Genomic DNA, 15,794 nt, shown 5'->3' on the forward strand with positions numbered 1-15,794 from the left:
GCAGGAACGTCAGGGTCAGGTCGATGCCTTCGACCTCGCCCTTCCAGCCCCCTGGGCGAGAGCGTGCTCGCGTCGGGCGACCAGGTCGTCCTCCAGCTCGTCCAGCCGGGGCAGCATCTTCGGGTTGACCGAGAGCGCCCGGTGGCTGGCTCCGTGACGACCCGCTGCGCCCCGTGCGCGACCTCCACGACCACGATGCGGCCTGACGAACCAGCCCCAACACCCGGCGCCGCTCAAGGCGGCCGACCGTGCCACCGAGCAACCCGGACCCGCGTGGGGCGTGCCTTCCGCCTGGACAGCCACGGCACGCCCCACCACCCCAACAAGGAGGCACCACAAGGATGACCACACCCGCCACCACAGCGGCAGCTGCGGTACACATCCGGCAGCCGGACGTCTTACGCCTGGCCACGGATCTCCGCAGTGCAGAAGACGACCTGCAAGAACTGCGCGGGAAGCTTCGCGTGGCCGTGGACTTCGTCCACGATCCTGCCTACGACCTGGATGCCCGCCAGGCCCTCGCTTCGCGTATGGGGATCCCCGAACCCAGCGCCGCCCCGCCAGCCACCCGCCGCCGGCGCGATTCGGAGGCTGAGCCGAACAACGAGACGGAGCCTGAAGCGCACAGCACAGCGACCCGGCTCCCGCTCGCGCTGTAGGACGTCGACCACGGCCAGGCGCGTGCCGTGGTCGTGGGCGACGCCGTCGCCGAGTCCTGACCGGCCGCGGCATCCCGACCGAGGTGGAGCACCACCACCTTGCGGCCGGCGCCCAGCAGTAGCCGTATCCACGGCTTCCGTGACCAGTCCCGGACACTCCACCCGGTACAGCACACCTGCCGATCGCGACGGCCTCGCCTCGATCCTGCGCACGATTTTGTCCGCGCCGGACCTCGCCGTCGAACTCCTGGCCCTCGCCAGCCAGCAGCAGCACCTCACGGGAGGCGAGCCGCCCCCGCCCGTACCCGGCAAGAACACCCCAACGCCGACTCTTCGCCGTCGAATACGACGACCTGGTCCACCGATAGGAGAACCACAATGCCCACCGCCGCGATCACCGCCGAAGATCTCATCCGCCGCTACGCCGACGACATCGCCTACGCCGCAGCGACGACCCCGGCCACCGACCTCGACACCCTCGCCAATCAGGCGGGCACGGCCGCCCGGAACTTCTCCATGGCCCGCATCAACGGTCACGAGGATGTGGAGACCGCCGCGAGCTACCTCCACGAGGCTCACCTGGCGACCGATGCCACCGAGCACAACGTCTTCCTGCGCAAGGCCGACAAGCTCCTCAGCCCCCTCGTCTGGGACATGTCGCAGGAGTACCGCGACATGGTCGGCGACTGACCCAGCACGTCGACGACGGAGAGTGCGGCCTGCCCATCCAGGACGGTGTGGCCTGCCTCGCCGCGCACCGCAGCACCGTCCACACGGACGCCGGGGCCCCGGCGTCCCATCACCATCCAGCTCGACGGCTGACGGGTTCGCCGCGCTCACAGTCTGACGCCCGGGGCACCCGGCGCTCATCATCGCGGCGATCTGACCCCCGCATCGCCGGGTTTCAAAGATCCTTGGAACCCGGCTTCCCAGAAAACAGCCTGAAGGGAATTCTCGCACCCGGCGGGCGCCGGAAGGACCGAGCGCCCCAACTGAGAGGACACCAAATGTCAGGAGTACTGGGCGGTGAAGAAGCATCAGCCTTGCACCCGGGGAGGGCGGCCCGCCCCTAGGCTCGCCCATCCACGCAGGACAGGAGACCACCCATGATGAGTGACCCGCTCCAGCACAGCACCTACTACGGCCACCACGACGGCGAACCCGTCATCGCCATCTACTACGGCCACCACGACGGCGAGCGCGTCACCGTCACCGCCACCCAGGACGACAGCCAGGCACTCCCGTACGCATGGCGGTGCACCTGCGGAGTCTCCAAGCGCTTCGCGACCGAGTATGACCTGGAGGTCAGTGGCTGGCGCCACGCCCATCCCACTCGCTGGAAGAGTCTGACGCGCCGCCTTCAACAGGCTTTCACCCGCCGTCGGCGCTCACCGGAGAGCTGATCGCTACTCCGAGGACTGCACCGTCAGGAGCGCGCCCCACCAAACGCCCCCGCGCTGAAGAAACCCGCACGGGGGCGTCGCGCTGCCTGGGCCCGTCGGCCGACCCGCCCGCTGATCCACCCCCACGCGGCGTCCTTCCGGGCGCCGCGCCCAACGTCTCCTCCCATACGAGCCTGGAGGCTCCTGTGACCGACGCGTTCATCGACTCCTTCGGCGCCCGCTGGCAGGACCCGCCGCCCGCGCAGCACCGCGCCGCCGTCCTGTCCGTCAACGTCACCGACGCGCTGCTCAACCCGCCGGACGACCCGAACGTGAAGGACGTCCTCGCCCAGCAGACCGGCCTGGACCCCGCCGTCCGCGACTACGTCCTGGCTACCCCTGGCGCCAGCCAGATCGTCGACGACACCGTCCACCAGGCGCTCGCCCTGCTCGCTGGCCGCGCCCACGGCGACACCCGGCCCGTACAGGTCCTGGTGAACTGCTGGTACGGCAAACACCGTGCACCCGCCTTGGCTGAAGAGATCGGCCGCAGCCTGCGCAGCCACGGCGTACAGACCGCAGTCGCCCACCGCCACATCGGTCGGCCACCGGTGCCCCGTAAGTACCCGCGGGCCGACTGCCCGTTCTGCGCCATCGTTCACGACGGCGCACCAGCGACGATTGTCCACGAGTGGGCCGACGCCCTCGCGTTTCTGCCTCGTGCGGACGACCGCGGCCGACGCGGCTGCACCGAGGGCCACCTCTTAGTCATCCCCAAGGTCCACGTCAACGACTTCACCGTCGACCCGGTCGTCTCCGCCACAGTCCAAATGCGGGCCGCCGAACTCGCTGCGCTGAGGGGCGGCCAGTGGAACTACCTCACCTCCTGCGGCCCGGATGCCACACAGACCGTGTTCCACCTCCACGGCCACCTAGTCCCCCGAATCGCCGGTGACGGCCTCACCCTCCCCTGGACCCACCCCACCCCAGCGCAGGAGCCCACCCGATGAAGCGACCCTCCCGCCGCTGTGGCCACGGCCCCGGCGAACTACACCCCCACGACCAGGCCGTGGTCGACGCGTTCACGCGGATGCTCGCCGCCAGCAAACGGCCAGTGGCCTGGAGCAAGGACAGCGACCTTGCCGTTCGTGTGCCCACCGGCGTCGAACGCGCCCTCCTTCAGCCCTGGCAGGACCCGGAGGGCGACACTGTCCGCCTGCTCCTCGTCCACCCCGACACCGGGGCCGGGCTCACCAGGCTTGCACCATGCCCCCCGGCGCGCATCCTCGGCCCCTGGGATCAGGTGTATCGACCGCTGACCTGCACCGCCCAAGGTAAGGAGATCACCCACCTGACCGGACACAGCACGTCGAGCGAGGAAGCGCCGTTGACTGATCCGTCGCTGCGCTGTCCACAGTGCGACGGAGCCGAGCTGACGCCGGCCATCGTGCACGGCCCGGCTGGAAGCAAGGACGTCTCCGCTTTCACCTGCGATCGGTGCCGCTTCGAGTGGGAAGTGTGGGAGACCCCGAACTTCACGTCGCCGAACTACGTAGACGCATACGCCGACGCACCGCCCTTGATGGAGGAGGAGACTGAGCTCGTCGCTCTCGCCGACGACCTCAACGTTCGCGCGATGGCCGCCCTCACCGGGACCGGCCTCTCCGTACCGAGCATCGACCACCGCCTGCTCCTACTCCGCAAGGCCGCCTGGCTCGACCGGGCCGCCCGCGAGCGAGAAGTGAACTGGTACCTCGGCGACGTCCCCGCCGCCTTGGTCGACCAGGGCAGCGCATGGGCCGCACGCGCCGCACACGACCTCCTGACGTGGGACCTGGAACACCACCAGGACGGCGTCGCCGGACCGACCAGCGCCGACTCCGCCGCATGGAACGTGGCCGGCGGCGCCCGCGCCTACGTGCGCCAGGAGTACCGGGCGATGCTCGACCAGGAGCGGGAGGCTGAGGACCGCGCACAGATGGAGCCGCGCCGCGGCCCCGACGGCGAGCTGTACGGACCTGACGGAAAACCGCTCTAGAAGAGCCGCCCATCACCACGAGGCCCTGCGCCCGGATCTTCGGATCCCGGGCGCAGGGCCTTTTTGCGTTTCCGGCCCCAATCTTGCGATGGCTGGGGCGCGTTCGGCACCCCTCGCCCGCCGCCTCAGGGAAAGGCGTCTCTCGCAGCCGACGGCCTGATGGATCAGGCGGCCAGACGTCGACTCCCCAATTGGGGAGTGATGCCCGCAAGCCAGCCCTGCCAAGGGATCCGGGTGTGCCAAGATGCCTGTGCCGCGCACGGTGCGGTCCAGACATGAGCAACGAGGAAGGGCACCCCGTGCTGAACCAGAGCGCAGCGCAGGCGATCGAACCCCCCGAAGGCAGCACAGCCGTCGGGACAGGCAAAGGCGGTGTGGGCAAGAGCACCGTAGCCGCGCACCTCGCCGGCGAATCCGCGGCGGCCGGACTCCGCACCCTCCTCATCTGCGCGACCGGACAGGACGACGACGACCTTGGCATCAAGCGCTACGGCCACGGAGTCCACCCGCCGGGACCCTCCGCCATAGACGGCGAGGGCCTGTACCGGGCCATCCATGACCGCACCCCGCTCCAGCCGATCCGCGAAGTCCGCCCCAACCTCGACGTGCTCCCCGGCGGCACCAAGGTCGCCGAGATCTCGAACCTTCTGATGCTGCGGATGATGCAGGAAGGCCCCAGCGTCGTCTTGTCCCTCGCCCGGTCCCTCGCCCCGATCGCGCCTCTGTACGACCGGGTGATCTTCGACAGCGCCCCGGAAAACGACGCCCTTGAGCAGCTGGTGCTCGCCAGCGCGCGGACCTTGATCGTGCCGACACGCTCTGATGAGTCCTCGATCAACGGCATGGAGCGCATAAGCAAGAACTTCAAAGTCGTTAAGCAGCAGGTGAACCCCTACCTCCAGATGGCTGGGGCTTTCCTGTACGGCTCGAACCGCTCCGCCACCCTCATGCATTCAGCGGTCCGCAACGAGATCCGCCAGACCCTGGGCGAGGGCACCCCGATACTGGACACGATCGTTGGCTACCGCGAGGTCCCGGCCCGCAACGCCCGAAAGAAGGGCCTGCTGTTCAGCGAGTACGCCGAACTGCTCCCGAATTCCGCGACGCCGTACGACGTGAAGGCCGGCCGCGCGACAGAGGCCGACGTCGTCCCCGACACGATCATCCCGCTCGCCAAAGAGATGCGGGAACTGAACCAAGAGATCTTCGAACACTGCAGGAGGGTGGCCTGATGAGTGGGGGCCTGTTCGACGTTGACGCACAAGCACAGCAGCCGCAGGGAGCTGGCGGACTCCTCGGCTTGCCCACTGCCGGCACCGGGGCGACCGTCGTCGTCCAGCCGCTACCCGGAACCACCCTTGCCTCGATCCCCGCGCCTTACCAGCCTCACAGTGAAGACGAGCTCTCCGAGCAGGAGCAGAAGGACCTCGAAACCTGCAGGGCCGGCGTGGACAACCTGCGGAACGCCTTCTGGGTCGCCGGGAAGTCACTCGAGACCATGAGCACGGCCAAGCTGCACCGCGGGGAGAACCCCAACTTCGCTGAATGGGTCTGGGACAGCTGGGAGATCTCCGAGTCCCAGTTGTACCGGCTCATCGACGAGTGGCGGGTCGGTGAAGCGCTCGCCAACCTCGGACACAAGCCGCTGGAGTCGCAGGTCCGTAAGCTGACCGAGCTGCGCCGCCAGACCAGCGACAAGATAGCGATCACGGTCTACGACACCATCGCCCGGTGCGTCACCCGTGTCACGGGAGAGCTTGTCGAGACGGTGGTCAACAAACTTGGCTTCCTGCCCAAGGATGCGAATGCCGCTGAAGTTGGCCGCCGCGTACGCGGGTTCTTCGACGCCCCGGAGCAGCAGGAGGTAGCCCCGGAGCAGCGTGACGACGACACCAACGAGAGCGACAGCACGGACAAGAGCGATAGCACCGACAAGGGCGACGGCGTGCCCGACATCAGTTCGCTCGGCAAGGACTCCCCAATTGGGGAGTTGAGCCAGAAGGCCAGTAATAGCAAGGCTGACCCCCTCGCGACGAAGGACATCGAGCGCCTTGAGAACGCCCTCGCTGTCCTCAATGAGGCGGCGAGGAAGGTGAACAAGGCCGCGGCCCGCCGCGCGGTCGAAGCGCAGCCCGACATTGCCGTCCCGCTCATCCAGGCGATCGGTTCGACCCTCCAGCAGATCGACAGGGCCGTCGCCATCAAACTGCCGAAGCCCGAGTGAACGGTCGGCCTCCACCACGGAGGCCGCGATGCCAGGGCCGGTTCCCACGAGGGCCGGCCCTCCGTCGTTCCCAGGCGCCCCCTGCCGCAGGCCGCGGGGGATGGCGTGGGTCCAACCTGGCGTCACACCACTTGCAGGGCCCTCCGTCCGGCGCTGCCAGGTGACGCAGCCGTCGGGCACGCATACCCCCGACTGATCCGAAATCGTTGCAACTGGCTGGTAGCTGACCGGTAGGTTTAGCGGTTCGGACGAAGGCGTGGATCGGCTTAGGGGAGAAGCGGAGCGTGGAGGGGACCCGGGGACCGGCACAGCCAGATGATGACCCGCGGCAGCACGGTGCAGGCGCGGTACCGCCACCACGACTCGCGGGGCAGCCGGCGGCCGCCGGGACGCCGCCCCAACCGGAACAGGCGCCCGAGGCGCCCCTGGTGGGCTGGCTGCGAATGCCCCGACCCGACGCCGGGCCGGGCATTTGGCGGTGCGGTCATGTGCCGCGTGAACCGGTGGACCCGGAGCGGGTCCCTACCCGCCAGATCGCTGTCGGCGTGGTGGCGACGGGCTTTGGCGCGTGGATCACGTGGGGCCTGCTGTCGAACGGGTACCTGGGGTGGTACTGGCAGTGGCCGTACCTCGCGATCGTCCCCCGGTCCCAGTACGGCAGCGAAGTATGGATTTTCTTCGCCAAGGTCTATACGTACCTGGTCATGGGCGCGGTCTATCTGTTTTTCGCGCGCTTGGGCCGGTGGCTGGAGGCCGCTCGCCGGGTGATCGCATGGGCGCAGCGGCGAGGTCAGCCCCCCGGCGCCCCGCCCCGGCCTCGTCACCAGCCGCCTCCCACGCCCGACAAGGACCCCGCCGCATGGCCCCAACTACGGGCCGGCGGCGCTGGCGAGGCGGCCGAACGGCTCGCGGACGAGGCGCGGGCAGGCCGGATGAACGACGTCGACTACGCGCGGATCACGCGCGTGTGGGCCTCGGTCCAGGGCCGCCCCGAGGGGCTGGCCGAGTTTGTGCTGGCCGTACGGGAGCACGGCGCGGCCGCCTGGCCCCACGGCTCCGGCGCCCGGGATCTACAGTCCCGTACGGCGCATCATGACCTCACACTGCGCCAGGTCCGCCTCGGCATCGCCGCCACGAGCGAGCGAAACCCCTACGAGTACCGGGGCGTCGGCCTTGCCGTCGACCCCGGCGTGCTGGGCACGTCCGTGCTTGCCGTCGGCCCTCCCGCCTTCGTCTCCGCCCGGCTGGTGCGCCCCGTGGTGGAGTCCTTGTGTCTGCAGGCGCTGACCGGGCAGGCGGCCGTCGTCTGTGTCACCGCTTCGGGCACCGGGCTGGTCCCGGACAATGCTTTCGATGTGGTGATCCGGCCCGGCCGTCCGGACTCGACGCATGGGCTGGACCTCTACGGCGGCGCCGTCGACCCGGACGAGGCGGCGGGGATGGTCGCCGAGGCCCTGGTGGGTGATGAGGCCACCTTGCTGCCCGGCGGCGACAGTCGGCGGGCAGCCACTGTGCTCGCGCAGCTGCTCGGCCCCTACCGCGCAGCGTACGGCGGGTTTCCCGCTGTCCGGGACCTGAGAGACCTGCTGGACGGCTCGCCCCCGCATCTGGACGCGCTCCGCGACCAGTTGCTGAAGGATCGGTTCGATGCCCAGGTGCGGGACCTGGACGCGTACATGCGTCAGGCCGCGCAGCCCGCAGGCATCACCGCCCTGCTGGCCGAGCGCGTCGCCCTCCTGGACCGGCCGGCGTTCGACGGGTTCTTCACCCCCGAGCTGCTGGCGCGCCCCGGGGGCACCCCCGGACCGGGGGAGGAGGCATACCGGCCCTTCTCACTCCAGGCGCTTGAGCACCCCCTGCGCATCCGTATCGATCTGCCGGAGCGCACCCATGCGGAGGCGTCGCACATCATCGCGCGCCTGGTGCTCGCGCAGTTCGCCCACTGCGCCGCTGCCCGCCGGACCCAGGACCGGTTCGCGCTCCTGGTGCTGGACGATGCCGCGCAGACGATCACCCCGCAGTCTCTGCGCAGCCTCCAGCGCCTGCGCTCTGCGCATGCTGGAGTCATGCTCGCACTGCCTGCCCTGAGTGACGTGCCCGAGCACCTGCGCGGCGCGCTGCTGGGAGCGGTGGGTTGCCGCATGGTGTGCGCTGGTGTGACGCCCTGGGACGGTGGCCATTTCGCGGAGGCATGGGGCGTGGAATGGGTGGAGACCCGGACGGTGACCAATCACGAGATCCGCCCCGACGAGCCGATGGCCCGCGTCGTGCACGGTCTGCGGCGCCTGACGACCGGCAAGGCCCCGACGCGCGAGAGCGTCACCGTGCGCAGCGAGCAGCGCCAGCGCTGGTCTGCGAGCGATCTCGCGAACGAGTTGCCGGTGGGGCACGCTGTGATCTCGGTGACGCGAGTGAGCGGGGAGCGGACACCACCTATCCTGACCAAGATCACCGACTAGGGCTGTCCACATCCATCCTGTTTCCAGCCCATTGTTCACGTCCGCCCTGGTACTGGGCGGTTGATGCTTCGAAGTGTCCAATGCGCTGGAGAAACAGCAGAGTTACCAGGTACGCCGCTGTGCTCATTGCGGCGAGTGCGGCTTAGATTGCTACCGGTGATCGACACAACGGGCGCCGCACGCTGCAAAAGCGGCGGGCGCCCCCACGCGAGGGAAGGCGCGGCGGAATGGCCAACGGGGAGATAGGTGACGGCCTGGAGCCGGACGCGGGCTCGGTGCGTCAGCCGCTGCCGCCAGAAGTTCCCGCTCCGCGCATGGAGCCGCCCCCGCCCGAGGCGGCACTCGCGGGAGGTGATGCCCCTCCCGCCCCCGGCCCTGACACCCCAGAACCGGGGCCAGGACCGGAGCCGGGGGCAGGGCCGGGATCGGAGGCAGGGGCGGCATCAGGGCCAGAACTGGAGTGGTGGCAGCTTCCCGCGCAGCCGCCCGGACCTCCACCACCCCCTCCACCTCCCACAACACCCCCGCCAGGCGGAGGTGTTGGCGCCGACCCTGCCCACGCCAAAAGTCACCCGCAGTGGCGCTGGGATGAAGCGCGCAATGAGTGGGTGGAGACGCCGGCGATACCCGACCCCACGCTGCACACCGCACACGAGATCGGGCAGGAGATCGGCGTCACCATCGGCGAGACTGTGGCCGCCCACCTGCCCAACGCCCACGCCGCGGCGCAAAAGCGCGGCCTGGACATCCGCTGGATGCGCCTGAAATACAACGTGCCCGGCCTCTTGCTCGCGACGCTGGTGACGTGGGGCGACGACAGCCTTGCGGAGGCCATGGCGCGTTCCCTGGCCGAGGGCGGGCCGCTCGCTCTGCTGGGCTGGCCGTTGATGTTTTTCCTGGTCCTCGGCCTGGTCATGGTCACCCCTCTCGGCGGTGCGCTCGGCGGCGTGCTGATGGACGTGCTTCGCGCCGTGCTGCAGGGCCTCGGCCGGCTCGTCGGGCGGTTCTGGCGCGTCCAGTACACCGGCTATCTGCTGCGTCTGATCGTGGCCGTGTTCGCGTGGTCCGTCGCCATCGCCCTCATGCGCCTGATCGGGCGCGCCGTGATCCATTTCCTGACAGGAGCGTGATCTGATCATGAACGACACGGGAGCCGCCGCCGGCGGAATCGGCGCGGTCGCCCTCGGCCTTGTGATCTTGTTTTATCAACTTGGCCGGTGGCGCGGAGGTGACCCCACCCCAAAGATCCACTTTTTCGCAGGGGTCGCCCTGGCTGCGCTGCTCTTTCTGGGCGGCGGGATCCTGGGCGTGATGGGCGGCGCCGCCGCAGCCCTCGGTGACGGCGTCGGGCAGTACGCCCTCGAGGGCGCCACGGGGACTGTCGTCAAGACAGGGGAGCACAAGCCGTCGCTGACCGGCGGTGAAAAGGTCGGAGTGAGCGGCGCGATCGCCGGACTGTGCCTGCTCGCGCTCTACGCAGGGCTGATCAAGTCGGGCCGCGCCGACCTCAAAGAACCCGTCGCCCGCGGCGCGCTGGTCGGCGTTTTCCTCGGCGCCTCGGCTGGCCTCGTCGGCATGGCCCTCGGCCTGATCAGGACCAGCGGCAACACAGTCGGCGACATCCTCACCACCAGCATCTGAGAACAGGGAGAAACGGCATGTCGGGCGGGGGCGGGGGAGGGATCGCCGGCGGACTGCGCCACATGCGTTCCGAGTGGGGCCGCTGGTGGCGGGCCGAGGACCTGGCGGACACGCACATCGCGCACCGGATCCTCAACGACCAGTACCGCCTGTGGCGGCAGCTACAGCAGCGGGTCAACGCCGAGGTCAAGCAGAACATCACCCTGCTGCAGCAGCAGCAGCGGCAGCAGACCTACATGCAGATGCAGCGCATCCAGCAGCAAAAACGCAGCCGCGGCCACGGCTACGGCGGGTACGGCTTCGGCAGCATGGGTGCCTCCCCGATGATCTCGTACCGGATGATGCAGTGGGCCCAACTGCAGATCCGCATCGGGCAGGAAGAGTTCCGCCACCTCGAAGTCACCGAGAGCATGCTGCAGATCGGACGCGGTCAGGTCCGCTCCCGCCGCCACCTCGCGGCCGTGGCCTGGATCGTGGTGCTCCCAGTGCTGTGGGTCGGCTTGTGGTGGATCTCGGCGCTCGCCGGCTTCATCGTCACCGCCCTGGCCGCCGCCGCGTTCATCGTGCTCGTGTGGACGCAGGGCCGCCGCCCCACCCGCCGCCGGCCACCCGTCCCCAAGCTGCTCTTCGTACCACCCGCACCCCCCGCCCATACGGAACTGACGCAGGATCCCGAGCCGGAGCCCGAGCCGTTCCCCATCCGGGAAGCCGGCCGCGACCCGAAACGGACACAGGAAGCCATACGCCTGGCGCTGCGCAAGGAACGGGCGCAGATCGCCGAGGTGACGGTGCCCGCGGAGACCGACTGGGGATGGTCGGTGCGCCTGGTGCTGTCGGGCGGCACGCTCGGCGATCTGGTCCGGCTCCTGCCCGGGGTGGCCACCACACTGCGCGTCGGCCCGAACCGGCTGCTGGCCCAGCTCACCAACACCGAGGACAGCGCGGACATCACCCTGCGGATCCTGACCAGCGACCCGTTCGCCACGCCGCTGCCTTACCCCGAGCGGGCCCCGGCATCGTGCAGCATCACCCAGCCGGTCAGCCTCGGCCTGTCCATCGAGGGCGAGACCACCCCGGTGGTGCTCGCCGGGCAGCACGTGATCGTCGTGGGGGACACCGGCAGCGGTAAAACCGCGATGGTGCAGGCCATCGCCGAGTACGTCACCGCCTGCCGCGACGCGGTCATCGTGGACGTCGACCCGGTCAAACGCGGCCTGAAAGCCCTGGGCCCCATGGCCGTCCTGACCGCACGCACCCCCGAAGAGGCGGAAGCTGTTCTCAAGTCGCTGCTCGAGCGAGTGAGACAGCGCGTCGCGTCCATGCCCCCTATCCAGGACATGTGGGAGCCCACGCCCGACGCCCCGGCGGTCATCGTGGTGATCGACGAGTACACGATGCTCACCAGCGGCGGGAAAGAAGCAGCGATCGACATCCTGCGGACCGGGCGCGAGGCCATGGTCACGCTCGTCATCCTCACCCAGGACGCCACCAGCGCAGTCCTCGGCGACGCCATCGCCGACGCGTTCGGGGTCCGCATCCTGATGCCCTGCCGCGCCGCGGACGTCCCGGTCACGATCGGCCGGGCCGACGCGATCTCTCAAGGCTGGCTCCCGCACCTGCTGGTACCCAGCCCAGAAAAGAACTTCCCCGCCGACGCCGGCCGCTTCTACTGCATCACCCCCCGCCACCGGCATCCGATGCTCCGCTACGTCTCGCCCCTGCCGCCGGCCGAGGCCGACCGGCGCGCCCGCGAACGCCTGGCGGCCGGCCTGCCCCGGCTGGAGACACCAGCGCTCATCGCCACGCTGCCGGCCGATGCCCCTCAGATCCTCCGCCTGCTCCTGAAGGCGTTCGCCGCGCACGGCAACCCCGAGCATCTGACGCTCACGCAGCTCGCCGACCATTTCACGGCCGCCGACCCGGCCACCTGGGGCAAGTGGGACGGACGGCCCAACAGGCTCCTCATGGTGGGCCGCACCATTCAGTCCCACCTGCGCCAAGCCGAACTGGACATCCAATCCACCCGGCTCAATCACGAGGTGGACCCCAAGCGCCCAGCCATCTACCGGCTGGCAGACATCCAGCGCGCTCTGTCGTGAACAGCCCTGGTATGGCAGCGTCGTTCCATGGCGTACCAAAGCCTCCACCCAGACCAAGGCGCGACGCCCGCACAACCGATCCCGACCCGACGTGACGCAACCCGGAGGAGCCGGCCCGTGGTGGCTCAGAATCCAGCCCAGCACGCCCGCGTTGCCGCCGACGCCCTGGCCCGGCTCGCAAACGACGTACAAACTGGCCGCGCCCAGTGGACCCACCTCCACACCATCGCCACTACGACCGACGACGTCATGCGGATCGCCGAAGCGATGGCCATCGCCACGCAGCAGCTGGCGGCCGCGCTCGGGGAGTTGGGCCGCAGCGAACCCCGTACTGATCAGGCGATTGGCGCCCTGCACCAAGCTGGCCAATCTGCTACTACCGCGGCGCGCCACCTGCGGCGCGCCCGCCAGACTATGTACTGACGCGACACCGTTCGGACGGGGAGGGACCCACGTGCACGCCACAGCTGTATACGCCCTGGGGGGAGGTCTGATGCTGCCTGCTGCTCCGCCTGACCCTGAAGACTGCAAGGACCTGGCGGGCGGTATCAAGACGGCCTGCGAGCAGGGCAGCGAAGGCGGTGGCGGAGGCGGGCAGCCGCCCGAGAGCATCGACCCGCTGATGAACCTGGCCAGGGAATGTGCGCGCGCCGCGGACTGGACGGCCAAGCAGCTCGGCAAGGTCCTCACGGACGACAAAGCGGTCGACTTCACCAACGAGGGCTTTCTGAAGCAGTACGCCCTGGTGTTCGCCGCCTCCACCATCCTCACGCTCATCCTGTGGCTGCTCGCGGTCGTCAAGCGCGCCGTGAGGGGCGTGCCGCTGGCGACCGCATTCGGAGAGGCCATCAGCCTGCTGTGGATCGCAGTCGCGGCCTCCGCGTTCACTCCTTTGATCTTGTACACCGTCATCGGCGCCACCAGCGCAGTCACCGACGCACTGGTCGAAGCATTCAACGGCGACACGGGAGGAACATTCGACAAGCTCGGCGCCGACCTGGCGGCCGGGAAGGTCGGCGGGGGCGCGCTGATGCTCCTGGTCGTGTCGGCCGCCACCATCGCGCTGTGTGGCGCCTTGTGGCTGCTGCTCGTCATCCGTGCGCTGGCCCTGTACGTCGGAGCGCTCCTGGGCGTGGTCGTGTACGCGGGTCTGGTCGACAAAGACCTGTGGGGCAAGGTGAGGCGCTGGGCCGGCTTCATGCTCGCCCTGATTGCGATCGAGCCGACCATCGCCATCACCCTCGGCCTGTCCGCCGCCCTGGAGAAATCAGAGGACACCAGCGCCGTCGTCCTGGGGCTGGGCATCACCGTCATCGCGCTCGGCGCCTCGATCTACATCATCGCCAGGGCACCAGGAATGGGCGACGCGGTGAAAGTAGCCCGGCAGAGTGCACGGACCGTCGGCCTCGGCGGCCGCCCAGCCACGGCCAGCACCGCCCAGGGAGTACAGAGCGGCATCACCACCCACAGCGGCCGGACCGGCAGCAGCACCACAGGGGACGCCGGCACCCGGAAGGGCGCCAACGGATCGAAACCGCCGAACCGGATGACGGAGGGGATCACCACCCACGGGCCGCGGGAGCCGAAGAAGCCCGGCGGCGGGAAAGACGAGTAACCGCTCGCCCGAACTCTCCTTCAGGGACCTCGCAGTGATGGGGCCCGGGGCCGCAGCCCCGGGCCCCATCACTGCGTTGGGCCGGTTCAAGACGATCCGCGGCGGCCGCCGACGCCTCGGCGTTCGCGTCAGGCTGGAGCCGGCATGGTCCGGGAAGCGCGGTCAGGCTCCGTTGTGCCGCTCTGGATCATGCACCCGTACGACGCCCCGGACGACGGCCCGGTGCAACCGCTGCTGCAATTCGGCATCGCGCAGCACATCGTCCTTCGGCTCACCCTCCAGAAGCACCTCGACCAGGAGCCGCAGCACCGTCACCATCGGCACCGTGGCAACATCTGCCTGAGCCGCTGCCAGACCGCACCACTGCCTCAAGGCCCGGTTCATGTCGGGCGGGAGATCGAGCGTGGTCCGGATCGGCTTGGGAGTGGCCGGCTGTGCTGCTTCAGTGGCCGCCGCATCCGTCTGCTGGTGATCTGCTGAGGTCATGCAGCGGCCTCCGTCCATCGGATGATCTGTATAGGCATGACCAGGACATTACTGGAGGCACTGCCCGCACTGCGAACACGTATCTCCCTGCAGCCACTGCCCACACGGTGAGCACGGACCATCCTGGGAGAACTGCTCATACTGCGGGCACGGATGATCCTGTGGTCACTGCCTGCACTGCAAGCACGGACTCTCCTGATTGAACTGTCAGCACTGTGAGAACAGACCTCCCTGCAGGTACTGACTGCACTGATGCTCCGTACCCTCCTGGATCCACTGCTCACACTGTCCTTACTGAGATGCGGCTATCGAGGATCGGCGCATCACTGCTTCTCGCGCGGCTACGCAGTCCAAGCCAGCTCCAGTTCACCGAGGGCAGCGAATCGGCATATGCCAACCCCGGCGAAGAGATGGCAACCTAGGTTGCGCGCAACTACGGTTGCGGTATGGCTGATGTGTACCGGGACCCGAAGTCCGAGCAACTCCAGGACCTCCACGACGCCGTGGTGGACGCGGTGACCGCGCTCGCGGACAAGATCAGCGTCCCGTACGGCGGCCTGTCCGAGGAGGACCCCCGCTGGGCAACATGCATGAGCACCGCAGAATGGCAGCTGGCCATGCTCCGGGCCCTCCGGGAGCTCGACCCGCTCGCGCAGCAGCTCGGCGAACGCTGGGCCCGTACTGCGGGGATCTTCGGCGCGAGCTACGCCCAGCTCGGCGACGCCGCCGGGATCTCCCGCCAGGCCGCCACCAAACGCTGGCCCGGAGCCGCCTCCAAGGACGTCTCCCCCGTCGACATAGAGACCGCCGGAGGAACCGGCCGGGTCATCTACGACCGGGAAACCAGGAGCTGGGCCTGGACCGCCCAGGGCGCCAACGGCGTCAGTGCCAAGTCTGACGACGCCCGGCACGCGACCAGCGAGGCGGCCGCCGCCGAGGCCGGCGCATTCCTCGCCGCCAACGCCGCCGCCGAGGAGGCGAACCGATGACCGCTCCTCAGCTTCGCCAGCTGGCCGCCACCCTGCAGAACCGCCCGTCGACAAGCCCGCCCGCCGGACGGAGAACCGGGACCGCTGATGCGGCAACGATGCCCCAACGTCGCGTCATGATGCGTCAGGACCTGGCCCTGATGCGGCAGGATGCGGCCGCGGGAAGCCAGGCGATGCGTCGATGCGACGGCCCTCGGAGCAT

At 69.2% G+C, this 15,794-nt stretch carries 15 protein-coding genes and 1 pseudogene; 15 read left to right on the top strand and 1 reads right to left on the bottom strand.

The features are described from left to right. Positions 1-341: 341 nt before the first annotated feature. The 14 genes and pseudogenes from ACWDSL_RS06715 (at position 342) to ACWDSL_RS06780 (ending at position 14,117) form a co-directional block, all read left to right on the top strand. The gene (locus ACWDSL_RS06715) at positions 342-659 is read left to right on the top strand and encodes a hypothetical protein (protein WP_450482401.1); all 318 of its coding nucleotides are present in this window, start codon (positions 342-344) and stop codon (positions 657-659) included. Positions 660-798: 139 nt separating this feature from the next. After that, positions 799-924 (top strand): annotated as a pseudogene (locus tag ACWDSL_RS06720) (hypothetical protein); the annotation flags it as partial. A 113-nt stretch (positions 925-1,037) separates the two neighbouring features. Next, the gene (locus tag ACWDSL_RS06725) at positions 1,038-1,349 is read left to right on the top strand and encodes a hypothetical protein (protein ID WP_450482403.1); all 312 of its coding nucleotides are present in this window, start codon (positions 1,038-1,040) and stop codon (positions 1,347-1,349) included. A 416-nt stretch (positions 1,350-1,765) separates the two neighbouring features. Next, positions 1,766-2,062 carry a hypothetical protein gene (locus ACWDSL_RS06730; RefSeq protein WP_450482405.1) on the top strand — a complete coding sequence of 99 codons (297 nt, stop codon included), beginning with the start codon at positions 1,766-1,768 and terminating at the stop codon, positions 2,060-2,062. Positions 2,063-2,247: 185 nt separating this feature from the next. After that, positions 2,248-3,051, top strand: coding sequence for a RapZ C-terminal domain-containing protein (locus tag ACWDSL_RS06735; RefSeq protein ID WP_450482406.1), 804 nt, complete (start codon positions 2,248-2,250; stop codon positions 3,049-3,051). Further along, positions 3,048-4,079 (top strand): hypothetical protein, encoded by a 1,032-nt coding sequence (locus ACWDSL_RS06740; RefSeq protein WP_450482408.1) that lies wholly within the window; start codon positions 3,048-3,050, stop codon positions 4,077-4,079. The genes ACWDSL_RS06735 and ACWDSL_RS06740 overlap by 4 nt, the downstream gene beginning before the upstream one ends. A 275-nt stretch (positions 4,080-4,354) precedes the next feature. Further along, complete coding sequence (locus tag ACWDSL_RS06745; protein WP_450482410.1) at positions 4,355-5,311, top strand: ParA family protein; 957 nt, start codon at positions 4,355-4,357, stop codon at positions 5,309-5,311. After that, on the top strand, positions 5,311-6,303 hold the full coding sequence (locus ACWDSL_RS06750; protein WP_450482412.1) for a hypothetical protein: 993 nt from the start codon (positions 5,311-5,313) through the stop codon (positions 6,301-6,303). Before ACWDSL_RS06745 ends, ACWDSL_RS06750 begins: the two co-directional genes overlap by 1 nt. A 443-nt stretch (positions 6,304-6,746) precedes the next feature. Beyond that, on the top strand, positions 6,747-8,762 hold the full coding sequence (locus tag ACWDSL_RS06755; RefSeq protein ID WP_450482414.1) for an ATP-binding protein: 2,016 nt from the start codon (positions 6,747-6,749) through the stop codon (positions 8,760-8,762). A 608-nt stretch (positions 8,763-9,370) separates the two neighbouring features. Further along, complete coding sequence (locus tag ACWDSL_RS06760) at positions 9,371-9,892, top strand: hypothetical protein (RefSeq protein WP_450482416.1); 522 nt, start codon at positions 9,371-9,373, stop codon at positions 9,890-9,892. A 7-nt stretch (positions 9,893-9,899) separates the two neighbouring features. Continuing rightward, positions 9,900-10,403: a hypothetical protein gene (locus ACWDSL_RS06765; protein ID WP_450482418.1), complete on the top strand. Its 504-nt coding sequence runs from the start codon at positions 9,900-9,902 to the stop codon at positions 10,401-10,403. 62 nt (positions 10,404-10,465) lie between these two features. Further along, positions 10,466-12,502 carry an ATP-binding protein gene (locus ACWDSL_RS06770; RefSeq protein WP_450482420.1) on the top strand — a complete coding sequence of 679 codons (2,037 nt, stop codon included), beginning with the start codon at positions 10,466-10,468 and terminating at the stop codon, positions 12,500-12,502. A gap of 120 nt (positions 12,503-12,622) precedes the next feature. Beyond that, entirely contained in the window at positions 12,623-12,925 is a 303-nt protein-coding gene (locus tag ACWDSL_RS06775) for a hypothetical protein (protein ID WP_450482422.1), read from the top strand. A gap of 70 nt (positions 12,926-12,995) precedes the next feature. Beyond that, positions 12,996-14,117, top strand: coding sequence for a hypothetical protein (locus tag ACWDSL_RS06780; RefSeq protein ID WP_450482424.1), 1,122 nt, complete (start codon positions 12,996-12,998; stop codon positions 14,115-14,117). Positions 14,118-14,279: 162 nt separating this feature from the next. Here the strand turns inward: ACWDSL_RS06780 and ACWDSL_RS06785 are convergent, their stop codons facing one another. Then, positions 14,280-14,621 carry a hypothetical protein gene (locus tag ACWDSL_RS06785; protein ID WP_450482426.1) on the bottom strand — a complete coding sequence of 114 codons (342 nt, stop codon included), beginning with the start codon at positions 14,619-14,621 and terminating at the stop codon, positions 14,280-14,282. 428 nt (positions 14,622-15,049) lie between these two features. Between ACWDSL_RS06785 and ACWDSL_RS06790 the strand changes: the two genes are divergently transcribed. Continuing rightward, complete coding sequence (locus ACWDSL_RS06790; RefSeq protein ID WP_450482428.1) at positions 15,050-15,592, top strand: hypothetical protein; 543 nt, start codon at positions 15,050-15,052, stop codon at positions 15,590-15,592. The last annotated feature ends 202 nt before the right edge of the window (positions 15,593-15,794 follow it).

This window comes from Streptomyces sp. NPDC000941 (genome assembly GCF_053599555.1).